Consider the following 17,043-nt stretch of genomic DNA (forward strand, 5'->3'; position numbering starts at 1 on the left):
AATAAGTATATAAAAGCCCCGTATACGGGGCTTTTATATATATTGAAAAAACTTTTTATTGATAGATTTCTTTTCTCGCCGAAGCCAAGGTGTTCTTTAATAGCCCGACTATAGTCATTAAGCCTACGCCACCCGGTACTGGTGTAATCCAGGAAGCTTTTGGAGCTACATTTTCAAAATCAACATCGCCAAATAATTTAAAACCTGACTTAGTCGTTTCAGAAGTTTCTCTGTTAATACCAACATCGATAATGATCGCACCAGGTTTAACCATATCGGCAGTAACAAAATTCTTCCTGCCAATTGCTGCGATAATGATATCACCCTGCAAAGCAATCTCTTTGAGATTGGTAGTTTTACTATGCGTCAGCGTAACCGTACAATTGCCTGGATTTGCGTTTCTGGCCATCAATATACTCATCGGGCTTCCAACTATATTGCTACGTCCTACAACTACGCAATGTTTTCCTGCAGTATCAATTCCGTAAGCCTGTAACAATAATAGAATGCCGTAAGGAGTTGCGGGAATAAAGCATGGAAGATTACGCATCATGCGCCCAAGGTTAACCGGGTGAAAGCCATCGACATCTTTTCTATAATCGATAGCCGCGGTTACTTTTTCTGGGTCGATATGTGCTGGAAGTGGTAGTTGAACTATCAGACCGTCTATAGACTCATCCTGATTGATTTCTTCTACTTTCGCCAGCAATTCGGCTTCAGTAACTGTATTATCGAAACGAACGAGAGAAGACTTAAAACCCACTTTGGCACAATTCTTCATCTTACTGGCTACATATGTTTCACTGCCACCATCGTTACCAACTAGAATTGCCATCAAATGCGGCTGTCTGCCGGTACTTTCAAGAAATTCAGCAGCTTCTACTGCTATTTCCTCTTTAATCTTTTCCGATGCGGATTTTCCGTCCAGTAACTGCATATCTAAGCTTTAATATATTTTTGAAAAATTAATCTAATTTAAGTACTGCCATAAATGCAGTTTGCGGGATTTCCACATTACCAACCTGACGCATACGTTTTTTACCTTTTTTCTGTTTTTCAAGTAATTTACGTTTACGGGAAATATCACCACCATAACATTTAGCCGTTACATCTTTACGTAAAGCTTTAACTGTCTCACGGGCAATGATTTTTGCACCAATGGAAGCTTGAATGATTATCTCAAACTGTTGGCGGGGAATCAGTTCTCTTAATTTCTCGCAAATTCTTTTACCGAAATCATAAGAATTACTACGGTGAATTAAGGAAGAAAGTGCATCTACAGGTTCAGCATTTAAAAGAATGTCCAGTCTGACTAAATCAGATTTACGGTAACCAATCTGGTGGTAGTCAAAAGATGCGTAACCTTTAGAGATAGTTTTTAACCTGTCATAGAAATCGAATACGATTTCTCCCATTGGAATTTCAAAAACCAGCTCCACGCGATCTGAAGTAAGATAACTCTGGTTCACGATAATACCTCTTTTCTGAATACAAAGCGACATCACAGGACCGACGAATTCAGATTTTGTTATGATGTTTGCTTTGATATAAGGCTCTTCTACATACTCAAGTTTACTTGGATCAGGCAGGTCAGAAGGGTTATTAACCACGATCAACTCATTTTTGGTGGTCATAGCCTGGTAAGATACGTTGGGTACAGTAGTAATTACTGTCATATCAAACTCGCGCTCAAGACGTTCCTGGATAATTTCCATGTGCAGCATTCCAAGGAATCCACAACGGAAACCAAAACCCAGAGCAGCTGAAGATTCCGGTTCAAATACGATCGAAGCATCGTTTAGCTGCAGTTTGTGCATCGCTTCCCTGAGTTCTTCGAATTCATCCGTATCTACTGGATAAATACCGGCAAATACCATTGGTTTAACCTCTTCAAAACCTTTGATAGGTTCTGAGCTTGGACGGTCTTTATGGGTAATCGTATCTCCGACTTTTACTTCACGAGCTTCTTTAATACCCGAAATTATATATCCCACGTCACCGGTTTTGATGACATCTTTTGGAGTTTGTTTTAACTTAAGTGTACCTACTTCTTCAGCAATATATTCTTTTGCAGTTGCCACAAATTTAACTTTATCGCCTTTACGGATTTCACCGTTTAATACTTTAAAATAAGCGACAATACCGCGGAACGAATTAAACTGCGAATCAAAGATTAGCGCCTGTAATTCTCCTTCAGGATTTCCTTTTGGTGCTGGAACCCTGGCTACAATTGCTTTCAAAATATCATGAACACCCTGACCTGTCTTACCGGATGCAGGTATGATATCTTCGCGTTTACAGCCAATCAATTCGATAATCTGGTCTTTAACCTCCTCCGGCATTGCGCCTGGCAAATCCATTTTGTTCAGGATTGGAATAATTTCCAGATCGTGTTCTAATGCAAGATAAAGATTTGAAATAGTTTGCGCCTGAATACCTTGAGAAGCATCTACGATCAATAATGCACCTTCGCAGGCAGCAATTGAACGGGAAACTTCATAAGAAAAATCGACGTGTCCCGGGGTGTCAATTAGGTTGAGGATATAAGGTTGTCCATCTTCCACATAGTCCATCTGGATAGCATGGCTTTTGATTGTTATGCCTCTTTCTCTCTCTAAATCCATGTCATCCAGTAACTGGGCCTGTGATTCCCGTTGGGTGATTGTATTAGTATATTCTAATAAACGGTCGGCCAAAGTGCTCTTACCGTGGTCAATATGTGCAATTATGCAGAAATTACGTATGTGCTTCATCAGTGCCGCAAATATAGAATATTAGCTTGATTATTTCGTATGGTTTGCCAGTTCGAGTAATTTTTCGACTAGCTGGGGGTCGGTCATAGACCCGCTGTATTCATCTGCAGGACCTCCCATTTGGAGTGCAGTATTTCTGAACTGCATCTGACTGACAGTATTTCCGCGAGCGGAGGCATGGAACTCTCTTGCACCTGTTTTTTCTATTATACCCCTGATGTTGTCTGAGTTGATACCAGCTCCAGGCATTATGGAAATGCGGCCTGCAGCTTGTGCATTCAATGTTTTAAGTCGATCCGAACCATCATCTGCCGAAGCCTTGCCTCCGGAAGTCAATACACGTATAAAACCTAGCTCTATTAAATCTTCCAGGGCCTGCTCCATGTTCCTTGTCATATCAAAAGCTCTGTGAAATGCCATTTTCATAGGACCCGCCAGTTCAATCAATTCTGTGCAACGTTTTTTATCGACATCTCCTTTTGCTGTTAATATTCCAGTTACAATCCCCGCACAGTTTAATGCTCTGCAGCTGATTATATCAGACTTCATAATTTCAAATTCCAGTTCCGAATAAAGAAAGTCACCACCTCTGGGACGGATAATAGGGTATACGTCTATGTCAAGATATTTTGCAGCGGCTGCAATTTCACCATAGGAGGGCGTTGTACCCCCTTCTGTGAGGCTTGCACAGAGTTCCACACGGATTGCGCCACCTTGTTGGGCCATCAGCGCAGAGTGTACGCCGTTTGCACAAACTTCCATTTGTACGTTCCTGTTTTCCATAAATGTCAGTTTAGTAATAACTTTTTCCTGGGATTAATATATCCTGTTTTTGCTGGTTGCATACCGCGAAGCTAAATCCCTTTTGGATAGCGTAGGCTCCATATTCCCCTTTCTTATTGAGAGCCAGAAACCCAACCTGTATTTCTTTAGCCGTCTGCGGTTTCTTTTTAATGATACGCATAACGGCTTCTTTGCAGGCTTCTTCCGGCGGATAACCCTGACGCATTAGCTCTACCACCAGAAAGCTGCCTACATTCCGTATCACTTCTTCTCCGACACCAGTTGAAGTTGCCCCACCGATTTCGTTATCTACAAAAAGACCGGCTCCGATAATAGGACTGTCACCGATACGACCATGTAATTTATAAGCCATCCCACTTGTAGTGCAAGCCCCCGATAAATTGCCTTTTGCATCCAGCGCAAGCATACCGATTGTATCGTGATTATATTGATTGCCTGGTAATCGTTGCGGTGCGGCCTTGTCGTAAGACTTATTTTCAATATTCATGACGGGGCTGTATTTTGCAGTAACGAGCCACTCTTTCCATGCTTTTTCTGCTTCCGGGGTTAATAGGTTGATTTTTTTAAAACCATTTTCCAATGCAAATTGCAAAGCTCCATCTCCCGCCAGCATTACGTGAGGTGTGTTTTCCATTACTTTTCTGGCTACAGAAATCGGGTGCATGATATGTTCCAGCGCTGCGACTGAACCGCAGTTTCCGAATTCATCCATAATACAGGCATCCAATGTGACTCTCCCGTCACGGTCAGGTAGGCCGCCATAACCTACAGTTTGGTTTTTTACGTCTGCTTCGGGTACCCACACACCTTGCTCCACTGCATCCAGCGCCCGTCCGCCAATTGAAAGTATTTTCCATGCAGCTTGGTTGGCCGCAATACCGAAATCCCAGGTGGAAATAACGACAGGAAGGTTAGCTACAAGAGTGGATTTGGTTGGTAAAAGAGCTGCCGCGGCACTGTTTTTTACGCTTAGCATGGCGGAGGTGAAAGCAGTATATTGTAAAAATTTTCTTCGGTTAAGCATAGGGTTTGTTTAGAAGAAGCAAAATGCAAATTTTTTATGATGCTGTATGCAGGAACAAAAAAAATCCGGATGTTAGCCGGATTCAATACATTATTATGAAGTTACGATTCTTAACTTAAGCTGAAGTTGTCACCGTCTTTTAGAAACGGGAAACTTCTGCGTACTTTTATGAGTTCTTCGTAACTGATACCGAAAGTATAAAGATCTTCATCCTCAGGTTTGTAGTAAATAGTATTCCCATAGGCTTCGATACACATAGAGTGCCCGCTGTGATAGACTTCGTTGCCGTCGTGGCCAACTCTATTCACTGCTACCACGTAACTTTGATTCTCAATGGCTCTTGCAGGTATCAGTGTTTTCCAATGCGAAATACGTTTATCAGGCCAACTGGCAATGATGAGTAAAATATCATAAGCCTCTTCTTCTTTATTCCGGAGAAATACAGGGAACCTGAGGTCATAACAGATTGCCAATCTTATCTTCCAGCCCTTAAGTTCGACAGTAACTCGTTTTGTACCCGCAGTATAGGTTTTGTCTTCTTCTCCCATACCGAACAGGTGTTGTTTGTCATAATGCTCATGTGTGCCGTCAGGAAGCATCCAGATCATCCGGTTATAAAAGTTATTGTTTTCATGGATAATCAGGCTTCCGGTAATAACACAGTCGTATTTTTTAGCAGCTTCAGCCATCCAGCGCATTGTTTTACCGCCCGTTTCTTCAGCCAGGGCAGATGCGTTCATGCTAAAACCTGTATTAAACATTTCTGGCAGAACTATCAGATCTGTCTTTTCTTTGACCCCCATAGAGAGGCGCAGGCCAATATTCTGCAGGTTTTTATCGATATTTTCCCAGAATAGATAAGCCTGAAATATGGTGATCTTTAAATTATTGATACTGAGATATTTTGGACTTTCCATAGGATGATCAAATAGGTGCTATTATATTGGAGCCAGTTTATAATTTCATTAGTCTTTCAACGGATTTTTCGAGCGTATCTTGTTTCTTTGCAAAACAAAAGCGCAGTACACGGTGATCAGTATTTCTGGTGTAAAAGGCCGATACGGGTATTGAAGCTACCCCGAAATCTGTGATCAGGCGTTTAGCCATCACCGTGTCGTCTTCTTCGCTGAAATGTTCATAACTTACACATTGGAAATAAGAACCTTTACAAGGTAGTAATTTAAACTTAGTTTCTGCGAGCAAGGAGCGGAACAAATCACGTTTCTGCTGAAAGAAGCTACTTAGATTCAGATATGTTTCTGGATTTTTTAAATAGTTGGCAATGCCAATCTGCATTGGGGTATTCACGCTAAAAACATTAAACTGATGGACTTTTCTAAATTCTTTCATGAGATATTCAGGAGCGAGGCAGTAGCCTGTTTTCCAGCCAGTAGCATGAAGTAACTTTCCGAAAGAGGCGATAATAAAGGCCCGTTCGCGTAATTCAGGATATATCGCCAGCGATCTGTGCTGCTCGCCGTCATAGATTAGGTGCTCATAGACCTCATCGCTTAGAATTAGAACATCTGTGTTTTTAGTCAGTTTAATTAACGCCTGGATATCCGTTTCAGTCAGAATCTTACCGGTCGGATTATGTGGACTGTTCAGAATAATCATTTTGGTGCTGGCAGTAAATAGTTTTTTAACCATTTCCCAATCGATATCATATTCCGGGGGTGCCATTTCATAAGATTTGACTAGCCCACCCAGCATCCTGACGGTTGGCGCATAGCTATCATAGGCTGGTTCGAAAATTATAACCTCATCACCAGCGTTAATGCAGGCAGATAAAGTACTGAAAATTGCTTCTGTTCCACCCGCTGTAATTGTCACTTCCTTATCGGCATGGTAATCCGAACCATATAATGTGTTGACTTTTTCTGCGACCCATTCCCTTAGTGCGGGCGCCCCGGTCATTGGTGCATATTGATTATGTCCGTTTTGCATAGCCTGTGCAACAAAATTGATCAATTTTGGATCACATTCATAATCAGGAAATCCTTGCGAGAGGTTAATTGCCTGATGTTCTGTTGCTAACTGGGACATTACAGTGAATATACTATCAGATGTTCCCGGAAGTTTAGAGTATGTTGCTATCATGTTCCGGCGAAATTATAAAATATTTCAGTTTGGGAGAGAATAAGATTAATTTAATGATCTCAAAACATATAATGACTTTTAAATCGAAAGAGAGCAGATTGCTGCTGATTCTAGGATGTTTTTTTGTTGCCAACACGGTACTGGCAGAATTCATTGGCGTGAAGATCTTCAGTGTAGAGGGATCATTGGGAATCAGTCGATTCAATATTAATTTACTTGGTGTACCCAATTTATCATTTAATATGTCAGCAGGCGTGTTGACATGGCCGCTTATTTTCATCATGACAGATATTATTAATGAGTACTTCGGGCTCAAACAGGTCCGCTTTTTATCTGTTTTAACCGCGCTGCTTATTGCGTATGCTTTTTTGATAATCTGGGGTGCTATGCATCTTCAGTCTTCAGATTTTTGGGTTAATCAGAAAATAAATGGTCAAAATCTCAACATGAATAATGCTTTCTCCGGTATTTTCGGTCAGGGAATGTGGATTATTGCAGGTTCAATTACCGCATTTCTAGTGGGACAGTTTGCCGACGTACTGATCTTTCATCAGATTAAAAAAATTACCGGCGAGAAATATTTGTGGCTCAGGGCTACCGGGTCCACACTTGCATCGCAGCTGATAGATAGTTTTGTGGTAATCTTCATCGCATTTTATTTAAACCCTCAATATCACTGGAGCTGGCAGATGGTTGCAGCAATCGGATTAGTTAATTATGCTTATAAATTTCTAATTGCTATTTTGATGACTCCGCTACTTTACTTCGTCCATGGTATCATCGACCGTTATCTTGGACCGGAATTGTCTTCAAAAATGATCAAACTGGCTGGGAGACGATAATTTTTGAAACATTGACGCCTGGAACTTGTTGTGCTGATAAGCAGGTATTTAGACTTAAAATCAATGTATAATGAAAACCCTCACCTTTTATTTTGACCACCCTGTGGCTGTCAAAGTCTTCCTTAGTTGTACCTCGAATAAAGAACACAGGTACGCGATACAGTTCATTCGTAGTGATGAAACCGGTTTATTAACTATTCCCGTTCACGATGTTCCAGATGGCACTTGGCTGTTAAACATGGAATGGAGTTTTGATGAGCGGGAGTATTGTATGGAAAAAACTATAAAAATGCCTGAAGGTACCGTTTTATGATGCATTTACTTACATTATGATTGCAAATAAACGGTATGGTTTTTGTACATTTGAGGAAATTTTTAGACATTAATGAAGATATTTATTACAGGCCTTCCTTTAGAAGTTGGGGAAGATGAATTAACAGCCGTATTTGGTGATTTCGGTCAAGTAAAATCACTTAGAATTATTAAAGATCGTGAAACAGGCCAAAGCCGTGGATTCGGTTTCGTTGAGATGCCGGTTGAGGAAGAAGCTAAAGAAGCGATTAAAAGAATGAACGGTGGTGATTACAATGGTAACCGTATCAAAGTTGCTGAAGCGCAGGAAAAACCAAATACAGGTGGAAACGCTGGTGGTGGTTTTAAACGTAACAACAACAACAGAGAAAGAAGCTACTAATTAGCTTTTTTTTTATTGCATTGAATTAAAATTTAATATAGAGAACCAGGTGATCTCAATCATCCTGGTTCTTATTCAACGCAATTGTATTGATAGCAGGTTTCTATTTCAATGGACAAAAAAACCGTTTACAGTCTGGGGTATGCACTGATTTTTTCGCTTGCACTCCTTGCTGGAATTTCAGGCTGGAATAACCTGCTGGTATTGCTGCACCCTTTGGTGTATCTATATCTCATGTTATATCTGCAGCAATGTGCCAGTCTTAAAGGGCGTTTTCATAAACGTTTGCTCAAAGGACTTATCCTAAGTTTTCTCGCAGACATACTTTTCAGGTATGCCGGAACAAATACATCCCTTTATCTTGGGGCACTCTTTAGTTTCCTTATCGCTCATCTTTATTTTATCAGCGCGTTTTACCTCGATTTTAAATCAGCTCAAGAGCTTGATAAAAAAGGAGCAAAATGGGCTATTGGTTCCAGTGCCATAGTTTTCTCGCTCTTCTACCTGCAGATCCGCTCTCATCTTGGAGCTTACAGACTTCCTGTCATCGTCTATATTTTTATTGTATCATTATTACTAATGATGGCATTATTCCGCAACCGGCGTGTTAATACACAGAGTTTCAGAATGGTTCTCGCCGGCGTAATTTTTTGTGTCCTTGCCGATGCAGGTTTACTTTATGGTCACTTCACTACAGGCATTTCAAATGCGTCTACCTGGATTTTTGCACTCTATATGATCGCATTATATCTCATTATCAGTGGCGGAGTGAGTAGAGAACTCATTTATAAACAAACGGAAGTATAATTATTACTTACGTTTTTCCTGCGGTAGTACTGTGAAATTCTGAACAAGTCTTTCTCCATTTTCATCCACAAGTGTAAGCGTATGTTTCCCGGGTGACGGAGATGTGCTTAGCTGATGGTTAAATTGCGTTTCTCCCACAAACTCCTGATCAATATGCCAGAAGATCTTTGCTTCAGGGTTGCGATGGGTCGCAGTGAAGATTACCTTACCTCTTTCCCCGTTAAATTCCAGTGGTATATATACAACTGCACCAGATTTAGGGTAGATCATATCCATGACACTATTTTGTCCTGCATCCAGACATCCTGGCATCCAGGCTGGCAGGGAGCGATAGTCACTATGTTTGATTCTATAGTAATATTCCATCGCCGGAGGGAGAATGAACCACGATTTATGTTGCATTTCAGATGGGGTAACACATAAATCCGTAACTCTGTAATTACCGGAAGGATCCAGATGAATCATTTTGTGATAAGGGCAGGGAGATGTTTTTTCGCCCGACGGTGATGTCTCCTCTATCTTTATGTCGGGGCAATAAGGGCCAGCTTTAAAACCACTTTGTCTGCATACCCTGATCTGACTTAATTGATGCGCAGGTTTAACAAACCATTTTCCCGCTGGCAGAAGTTTGAATATATCAAATAGAACGGGGGCAGCCACTTCTACACCTGTTAAACCAGGACGCCCTTCTCCATCTGCGTTACCTACCCAGACACAGATTACATAATCAGGGTTAAGTCCGACAGCCCAGCCATCCCGGAAACCGAAGCTCGTTCCAGTCTTCCATGCGACTCTGCGCGAGGATGAGAATTGTTCCCATAAGCCTTCTTCACCCGGACGCATCACTTCTTCCATGGCATTAAAAGTATTCCAGATGGCTCCATTATTCAATAAATTGCTTTGCAGGAGTTCGCTTTCGCGTGGTTTTATTAATGCTTGTTGTTGATTATATACAGGCTCCTGGTAATCGTAGGGATTATATTTGCCACTATAATCGTTATAATGGTTAAGCGATCTTGCCATCCCAAGATAAATGGTTGAAAGATCCCAGGCGGTCACTTCACTGCCTCCAAGAATTAAGGAAAGGCCGTAATGATCAGCGGGTTGAGATAATGTACTGAGACCGAGTTTTTTCAGCTGATCATAGAATCTGGGATATTTGTAAGTTTGGAGCATTCTAACCGCGGGAATATTCAAAGAGCGACTCAGTGCCTGATTGGCGGGAATGGCGCCATCATAACCTAAATCGTAGTTCTGTGGGTTATAGTTCCCGATTTGAGTGGGAATATCCGGTATCAATGTTTGTGGCAACAGGTAACCCTCGGTAAGCATGCTCGCATATAATATTGGTTTCAATGTGCTTCCCGGACTCCTGGGGGCACGGATCATATCCACATGACTTTCCATTTCGGCATTATCCGGCTGGTAGATATTACCTGCATAAGCTATTACTGTTCCCTTTTTGACATCAAGAACAAGTGCAGCGATATTATTAATATCGTTGGCACGGTATCGGTTCTGATATCTTTTTAGCATCCCATTAAGCCTGATCTGCAAATCTTCCTGAAGTGTCGAATGAAGTCTGGTCGAATAATTTCCTGCACGTGAGTTGGCTGTTCTAAACCTGTTCAGAAGATGCGGCGCCTCCTGAGGCAGAGGTCTGGGTTGGGCGGGGATAGGCTCGAGCTTGGCTAAATCTGCACTGGCCCGATCTAATTTACCAGCACTTACAAGTGCGTCAAGAAGGTTGTTCCTTTTGGTGATCAGTCTTGCCGAATTTTTACCCGGGTGAACAAGGCTGGGACTATTGGGCAATACCGCAAGTGTTGCCATTTCACCCCATGAAAGTGTTTGTGGGCTTCTGCCATAATATCTCCATGCAGCGGCTTCCAGCCCGACAACATTGCTTCCAAAAGGAGCATTTGAAGCGTATAGCTGTAGGATTTCCAGTTTACTATAACTGATTTCAAGCCGTACGGCAAGGATAATTTCGTAAATTTTTTGCCAAACAGTCCGTTCTTTTCTGCGGCTTAAACGAATGGTCTGCATACTGAGCGTACTTCCTCCGCTAACTATACTTTTTGCATTGAAATTCTGTTTCATCGCCCGGCTTAGTGCCAGCAAATCTACTCCCGGATGTTGAAAGAAACGCTTATCCTCAAAAACCAGAATACAATCAGTGAATTTTTCAGGAACAGTGTCCGCTTGTGGGAAACGCCATTGCCCGTCACTGGCAATGGCGGCGCTTAAAAGGGTACCATTTGAAGCCTCCAATACGTAGGAGGTCGGTGTACGGAATAGTCTTGCAGGCAGCAACAATAAAAATGTAGCTGTCAGTAATAAGACGAATAAGTCTGCAAGTAAAAAAGGAGTTAAATAGCGGTTCTTCCCTGACATTTTATGGCGTCACTTCTACCCACATTCCATTTTCTACAGCACTGATCTGGTTGTTGTACATCGCTTCGGCAGAAACGGCAGATAAATAATATCGGCCTAAATACGCGGCATTTAGCAGCACTTTATACGTCACCGTTTCATTCTCTCTAAGGTTAAAATACGTTAATACACGGTCATCTCTAATATCCTGGTAAGTATATGGAGAGGAGGCCAGTATACCTTCATTGTCATTCAGGCGGGTATTGATAATTTCCCATCCGGAAGGGAAAATCTGTGTAAGCGCCATTTGTTCATAAAGCCCCATTTTACCAGGATTTTTGACGACTACCTCAGCGTAGAAATCTAGTCCCTGAGCTAACTTTGCCGGGTTAAGAGGTTTACCGTTCAGCAATTTATAACTCACTTTCATATCCAGAATATTAGGGTCCTGAGTTTTCGCAGTGTATTGTCCCGGTGCCGGTTGTCCATCCAAAATCAAACGGGCAAAAAGTAAGGACTTGCCATTATTCGTGACCGATGCATTGGCCCCTTTAAAGCTTAATGGAATACTACTTAAGAAACCGCTGGAATTATAGCTGCCTTTTTTTCCATCGATGAGATAATTATATTGGATATTTCCACCTTTGTTAGCACCGCAGAATTTCGCTATAGCCAGTAAGCTATATGCAGTAGTTTGCGTACTATACCACTCATCCTGGCCTAATTTGGCCGCAATTCCTTGTAATAACTGTGTAGCCCGGCCTTTCTGACCCATCAGGGTAAGTGTTTCCAAAATCATTGCCTCATCTCGAATAGCCGAGCCATACGTTCCGCCCAGCTGCTGATAAGGCTGAATATCAATATTCAAACCTTTAATTAATGCATTTGCAGCAGAAGCTTGCCCGGCGAGCTGATAAGCTGCAGCCAATCTCCATTTAGCGGTTACAGATAAATATTCAAACGCTCTTAAACGGTTCATCGCAGCCATTTCTGGTTTTCTTGCCAGTGCAAGAACGTAGAGACGGTAGGACTGCGAAAGGTCACCACCATAGAAATTATTACTATTAGGAACCCATGCAGTAGCTTTGTTTTTTAGATAGCGCAGTACCTCGTCTAACATTCCTACAGGTAAAGTATAGCCTGCTTGTTGAGCCTCAACGAGGAAGTGAGCAGCATAATTAGTTCCCCATTCGTCAGCTGACGGCATTCCAGGCCAATAGGCCAGTCCGCCATCTGTTGTTTGATGACTGCGCAATTTGTTTATACCAGCGCGGATATTCTGATCTGTTTTGGTTTTTTCCTGTGTAGAAAGTGGGCTCAGCTTATCCAGATAGAGTTGAGGGAAAACTGCTGACGTCGTTTGTTCTACACATCCATGAGGATATTGGATCAAAAATGCCATGCGCTTTTTTAAATTAATCGCAGGAATACCGGAAATTTCCAGACTTCCGGAATTTGTTCCGCTGATGCCAATTGGCGTATAAGGAGAAGTCCATGTTGCACCCGGCTCTATTGTAGTCGAAATTACCTGAGTTATATACGGGTTTGGATTTCTGATATCCATTTCCAGATCGTAAGAAGCTTTCTCAGTGCCGCTTTGAACGGTGATTTTTACTTTCGCAATTCCAGTTTGCTGGGGAACCGTAACTTCATAATAAGCCATCTGCTCACCAGGTTTTGCGAAACTAAGTGTTTTATCTTTAGCGCCGATTACGTTCAGGCGTTGTGTCTCCAGTTTTACATTAACCTGTTTTAGGTTGTTTTCTGTAGCAAAAACAGTTACTGGCAATGTAAATCTTTCACCCGGTCCGATTATCCTTGGAAGGGTTGCCAATACCATCAGTGGCTTTTTGACCTGTACCGATTTTTCGGCATTACCATAAGCACCGTCCTGTCCGGCAATTACCATGGCCCTCACTGCGCCGATGTATTGCGGTAACTTGAACTGGTGGGTTTGTGTTTCACCTTTGCCAAGCTTAAATGGTCCCATATATTTGACCACTGCATTAAAGCGATTTGCTTTTGCAGGATTAAGATTACGGTTAAGGTTGCCATCGCCACCAATGCTGAGGATTCTTTCCAGATTTCCACCCCATGCGCCAAGTACCTGATCAAAAAGATCCCATGTTTTAACTCCCAGACCTTCCCTGGCATAAAAAACTGCGTGGGGGTCAGGTGTTTTAAAACGCGTAAGGTCGAGCAGTCCTTCATCTACAAGTGCGATAGTATAGGTCATAGCTTTACCGCTTTTCTCTGATATTTTAATGCTGCTCTGTGTTTCCGGCCTGATTTTATCGGGCATGGTTATCACAGGATTTAATGTCGTTTGCTTGTCTTCAATAAATAATGGAATTGCACCGTACATTCTGATCGGTAAATCGTTAATGGTCTGTGCATGTGGCTGTAGCAAAGTAATATTAGCGAAAACATTGGGGGCCATTTCTTTGTCAGCCTTAAATTTAAATTGCGTCTGTCCGGCTTTTGTATCGGTCCAGAATGTCTTAAGTACTTTACTGCCGTTTTCGATTGAGATTAAGGCACGGCCATTCTTACCTGTAGGGATGGTAAGCACAATATCTTCACCTACGTTATATTTAGTTTTATTGGCGGTAAAAGATAACATAGATGCTTCGGTAGGATTGTTCCCTTGTTCGCGCTGTGCCCAACCTGGCCAGTCGATATAAACAGATTGTCCGGTCACATGCCCGCCGTTCAGATCTCTGACAAGTATCAGGTACCGGCCCCATTCAGGTTCATTCACTCGAAGTTTCCATTTTCCTTTACCGTTTTCAAGATTTATAGTCTCCTTACTAACTAGTTTGTTATATTCATTTTGCGTGAAATTGGCGAAAGAGTTTTGGTCATCTTGTTCCCACCACCAGCGCCACTGCACCTTATATAGTTCCAACTGTACCACTTTGTTTCCAGCTGTCATTTTACCATTACGGTCGACATTGACCAGGTCGAAAATATGGTCTTTGCCCGTAACAAGCATTCCGCTCAACTTTTCTCCCTGAGGTGCCTTAATACCATAATAATTTTGGAAAACATGATAAGGAATCGAAAAATTGTCGATGCTGAAGTTCCCGCCGGCTTCAAACACTTTGGTCGTAAAGTTGGCCTTTAACATACCAGGAGCTACATTATTCTCATTAAGATTGGTGTTGACCGAAACTTTTCCCTCGCCATTTAGCCTGCCCTCGAAAATAGTTTTTATTTCGGACGGGTAGCTCGCTGTGGGGTTATCAAACTGATAGCCTTCAAACCCTTTGAAAGTAGTTTTCATCGGATTTAGGTTCACGTCAACCTTGGCTTTCAAATCTTTACCGGGAGAACCGAATAGCCAGCTGGCCGTTAAAGTCGCAGGTGTCTGGTTACCAGTTCCGAGATAAGTCCTGTTGCCGATATTAAAGTCAATTTTGAGCCGGTTAGGCATTACTGTTTCAACTTTTAAGGTTTTTTGAAAAGTAGCGCCACCTGCCTTTACTTTTACATTCCAGTTTCCGGTTGGAGAGCCATTCTCAGTACTTGTTTTGAAATTATAAAAACCATTGATAGGAGAGGCACTTACCGACTTTTTATAAAGTTGCCCCTGTGGATTGTAAAGTTCAAATGTCACCGGGTAGGATGGGGGCAGTTTTTTCAATTTATCTTCCAGGATAAAAGAAAGGAACAAGGAATCTCCCGGGCGCCAAACCCCACGCTCTCCATAAATCAATCCTTTCAATCCATTTTGCACCTGTTCTCCGCCGACATCAAACCGGCTTAAAGGGAGTGAATTTCCGTCATCAAGTTTCAGATAAGCCCGTTCAGATCCATTTTTTGCAATTAATAGAAATGGCTTTCTTTTTAATTCGAAAGTAGCCATACCTTCTCCATCTGTTTTTGTGCTCAGGATCACTTGACGCTGGTAATCCAGTAATTCAAGAGTTGTGCCACTCAATCCTTTAGTTGTCAACAAATCTGTTGCTACCACGAGCATAGAATTATCATTACCTCTTTTAGCTACCAAACCTATATTGGAAACCAAGAGATTTCTGGAGGCCCATTTATCGTTGGTATAGTAAGACGGTGTGCATGGATTATCTTTGTCATTCCAATTATAACCACCAGAATAATATCTGTCATAATTCGCCCAGAAATCATCATCTTCATCTATTTTCTGGCCATAATAACCGTAGTCCTGATCTTCATCAGAAGCGTTTTCAGAATTGCCTGCATCGTTACAATTGAGCAGGTTATAAGATTGCCGGAAACTAAGGGTAATACGGTACATGGCCCCTGGTTCGGTTTTAATGATGTCATCCAGATCCAATACAAACCGGTTCTTTTTGTGAAGGTTCAGTGTTTTATCTTCGTCCAGTCTGATTTTTTTCTGCAATAGCGGTTTTCCTACACGCCTGAGTTCCCCCGCGTCTTTATAGTTGTTGGTCTGGAAAAACTGAGGGAGGTTATTTTCATATACCTTCACAATAGTTAGATCTACTGTTTTAAGGTTTGTCGCCTCGAAAGGCAAAACAAGTTTACCGGAATTCGGCAAGATTGTTCCACTACCTGCAATAACCACAGATGGCATTTTATTTTCAAACAACAGATTGGCAGATACAGCAGACTGCAATGTTTTTTCATTACTATTAACGACTCCTTTGTTGGCTGTCAGCGTATAGTTACCCATGAGTGCTGCTGGAGAATAAACTTTAACCTGACTGCCATCAATCGTGTATTTGAGTTCGCCTGTATTGCTCAAGCTAATTAAACCATTTAAATCCTGTCCAATACCTACCGGTTCAGAGAACTGTACCAAAGCATAATCTTCCTGCTGCTGTACCGCACGAACATCCATCACTTTAAAAACGCCAAGGGCTGGGACAGGTAGTTCTATTTTACCTTTTTGATCGGCATTTATGGGCTTCCCAGACCATTTTATTTCAAATTTCTGCTCATTCCCGGTTTTTCTAATGCTGTCAATCTGGAAAGTCGATGTATTTGCAGCTGCGTTATGCTGCCATTTTATTTTTAATTTTTGTGGGAATTCCAGTTCGAGTGCCTGCTCAATCAGCTTTGGATCTTCCTGATCAGCAGTACTGATTTCGCCCTTTAGCTTCATGTAATTTAATGATGTATTATTCTGGGAAACCAGGCCTTCCTGGCTGATTGCCATCCCTGGCTGAATTACCCGGAAGCCGAAATCGAATTCTTCCAAACCTTTCTCGGTAGGTGTAATTTTGTCGAGTTTAAAACTAACCTTGTAATTTTCTCCTGACTCAAGTTCCTCATCCGGTCTGAACTCGATAGTTTGCGCATCTATCCAGAATGTTTTACCTTTTAGGGAAGGGGAGAAGCTGAAAAGTTTTCTTTCATCAGGTTTGCCAATTTCCCCAATTGTATTGACCTGTCCCGCCAGCTGAATTCTGATCGTACTTTTTTTAGATACAACACCAGAGGTGTATGCTTCAATATATTTAGCATAAGCCTGTTTATTTTCATTGGTTTTGTCTTTTCTGAAAATAAAAAAAGCAGCGACTCCGATAACGAGCGCTGCCACTATGCTTAAGATTATGATTTTATTCTTTTGCGGAATTGGCGTCTTCATAAGGTAAAATTAGAGGTATTGTCCTAAAATTACGCAAAAATGCAGAACCA

General features: G+C 41.8%; 12 protein-coding genes. 4 read left to right on the forward strand and 8 right to left on the reverse strand.

Features of this window, described 5'->3' with window-relative positions:
* Positions 1–55 precede the first annotated feature (55 nt).
* The 6 genes from BLR53_RS06230 to BLR53_RS06255 form a co-directional block, all read right to left on the reverse strand.
* Positions 56–937, reverse strand: coding sequence for a bifunctional 5,10-methylenetetrahydrofolate dehydrogenase/5,10-methenyltetrahydrofolate cyclohydrolase (locus tag BLR53_RS06230; RefSeq protein WP_074588049.1), 882 nt, complete (start codon positions 935–937; stop codon positions 56–58).
* A gap of 28 nt (positions 938–965) precedes the next feature.
* Positions 966–2,753 carry a translation elongation factor 4 gene (gene lepA / locus BLR53_RS06235; RefSeq protein ID WP_037439913.1) on the reverse strand — a complete coding sequence of 596 codons (1,788 nt, stop codon included), beginning with the start codon at positions 2,751–2,753 and terminating at the stop codon, positions 966–968.
* Positions 2,754–2,783: 30 nt separating this feature from the next.
* Positions 2,784–3,536: a copper homeostasis protein CutC gene (locus BLR53_RS06240; RefSeq protein ID WP_074588051.1), complete on the reverse strand. Its 753-nt coding sequence runs from the start codon at positions 3,534–3,536 to the stop codon at positions 2,784–2,786.
* Positions 3,537–3,546: 10 nt separating this feature from the next.
* Positions 3,547–4,581, reverse strand: a complete 1,035-nt coding sequence (locus BLR53_RS06245; RefSeq protein WP_074588054.1) for a glycosylasparaginase — start codon at positions 4,579–4,581, stop codon at positions 3,547–3,549.
* 110 nt (positions 4,582–4,691) lie between these two features.
* Positions 4,692–5,498 carry a nitrilase family protein gene (locus tag BLR53_RS06250; RefSeq protein WP_074588056.1) on the reverse strand — a complete coding sequence of 269 codons (807 nt, stop codon included), beginning with the start codon at positions 5,496–5,498 and terminating at the stop codon, positions 4,692–4,694.
* 37 nt (positions 5,499–5,535) lie between these two features.
* Positions 5,536–6,681, reverse strand: a complete 1,146-nt coding sequence (locus BLR53_RS06255) for a methionine aminotransferase (RefSeq protein WP_074588058.1) — start codon at positions 6,679–6,681, stop codon at positions 5,536–5,538.
* A gap of 71 nt (positions 6,682–6,752) precedes the next feature.
* On the opposite strand from BLR53_RS06255, the gene BLR53_RS06260 reads away from it, so the two are divergent.
* The 4 genes from BLR53_RS06260 (at position 6,753) to BLR53_RS06275 (ending at position 9,024) form a co-directional block, all read left to right on the forward strand.
* The gene (locus BLR53_RS06260; protein ID WP_074588060.1) at positions 6,753–7,523 is read left to right on the forward strand and encodes a queuosine precursor transporter; all 771 of its coding nucleotides are present in this window, start codon (positions 6,753–6,755) and stop codon (positions 7,521–7,523) included.
* Between the two features lie 70 nt (positions 7,524–7,593).
* On the forward strand, positions 7,594–7,836 hold the full coding sequence (locus BLR53_RS06265; RefSeq protein WP_037439922.1) for a hypothetical protein: 243 nt from the start codon (positions 7,594–7,596) through the stop codon (positions 7,834–7,836).
* Between the two features lie 72 nt (positions 7,837–7,908).
* Positions 7,909–8,217 (forward strand): RNA recognition motif domain-containing protein, encoded by a 309-nt coding sequence (locus BLR53_RS06270; protein ID WP_037439924.1) that lies wholly within the window; start codon positions 7,909–7,911, stop codon positions 8,215–8,217.
* Between the two features lie 111 nt (positions 8,218–8,328).
* Positions 8,329–9,024, forward strand: a complete 696-nt coding sequence (locus BLR53_RS06275) for a lysoplasmalogenase family protein (RefSeq protein ID WP_074588063.1) — start codon at positions 8,329–8,331, stop codon at positions 9,022–9,024.
* Positions 9,025–9,027: 3 nt separating this feature from the next.
* On the opposite strand, the gene pbpC is transcribed toward BLR53_RS06275, so the two are convergent.
* Complete coding sequence (gene pbpC, locus BLR53_RS06280) at positions 9,028–11,421, reverse strand: penicillin-binding protein 1C (protein ID WP_074588068.1); 2,394 nt, start codon at positions 11,419–11,421, stop codon at positions 9,028–9,030.
* 1 nt (position 11,422) lies between these two features.
* The gene (locus BLR53_RS06285; protein ID WP_074588072.1) at positions 11,423–16,993 is read right to left on the reverse strand and encodes an alpha-2-macroglobulin family protein; all 5,571 of its coding nucleotides are present in this window, start codon (positions 16,991–16,993) and stop codon (positions 11,423–11,425) included.
* Positions 16,994–17,043 lie beyond the last annotated feature (50 nt).

The organism is Pedobacter antarcticus (genome assembly GCF_900103515.1).
In the GTDB taxonomy this organism is placed as follows: Bacteria; Bacteroidota; Bacteroidia; order Sphingobacteriales; family Sphingobacteriaceae; genus Pedobacter; species Pedobacter antarcticus.

What these genes read in the sequence shown, in the direction of transcription:
- BLR53_RS06275 (WP_074588063.1), top strand. Translation starts at nt 8,329, where the DNA reads ATGGACAAAAAAACCGTTTACAGTCTGGGGTATGCACTGATTTTTTCG.
- BLR53_RS06270 (WP_037439924.1), top strand. Translation starts at nt 7,909, where the DNA reads ATGAAGATATTTATTACAGGCCTTCCTTTAGAAGTTGGGGAAGATGAA.
- lepA (WP_037439913.1), bottom strand. Translation starts at nt 2,753, where the DNA reads ATGAAGCACATACGTAATTTCTGCATAATTGCACATATTGACCACGGT.
- pbpC (WP_074588068.1), bottom strand. Translation starts at nt 11,421, where the DNA reads ATGTCAGGGAAGAACCGCTATTTAACTCCTTTTTTACTTGCAGACTTA.
- BLR53_RS06230 (WP_074588049.1), bottom strand. Translation starts at nt 937, where the DNA reads ATGCAGTTACTGGACGGAAAATCCGCATCGGAAAAGATTAAAGAGGAA.
- BLR53_RS06285 (WP_074588072.1), bottom strand. Translation starts at nt 16,993, where the DNA reads ATGAAGACGCCAATTCCGCAAAAGAATAAAATCATAATCTTAAGCATA.
- BLR53_RS06250 (WP_074588056.1), bottom strand. Translation starts at nt 5,498, where the DNA reads ATGGAAAGTCCAAAATATCTCAGTATCAATAATTTAAAGATCACCATA.
- BLR53_RS06240 (WP_074588051.1), bottom strand. Translation starts at nt 3,536, where the DNA reads ATGGAAAACAGGAACGTACAAATGGAAGTTTGTGCAAACGGCGTACAC.
- BLR53_RS06265 (WP_037439922.1), top strand. Translation starts at nt 7,594, where the DNA reads ATGAAAACCCTCACCTTTTATTTTGACCACCCTGTGGCTGTCAAAGTC.
- BLR53_RS06255 (WP_074588058.1), bottom strand. Translation starts at nt 6,681, where the DNA reads ATGATAGCAACATACTCTAAACTTCCGGGAACATCTGATAGTATATTC.
- BLR53_RS06245 (WP_074588054.1), bottom strand. Translation starts at nt 4,581, where the DNA reads ATGCTTAACCGAAGAAAATTTTTACAATATACTGCTTTCACCTCCGCC.
- BLR53_RS06260 (WP_074588060.1), top strand. Translation starts at nt 6,753, where the DNA reads ATGACTTTTAAATCGAAAGAGAGCAGATTGCTGCTGATTCTAGGATGT.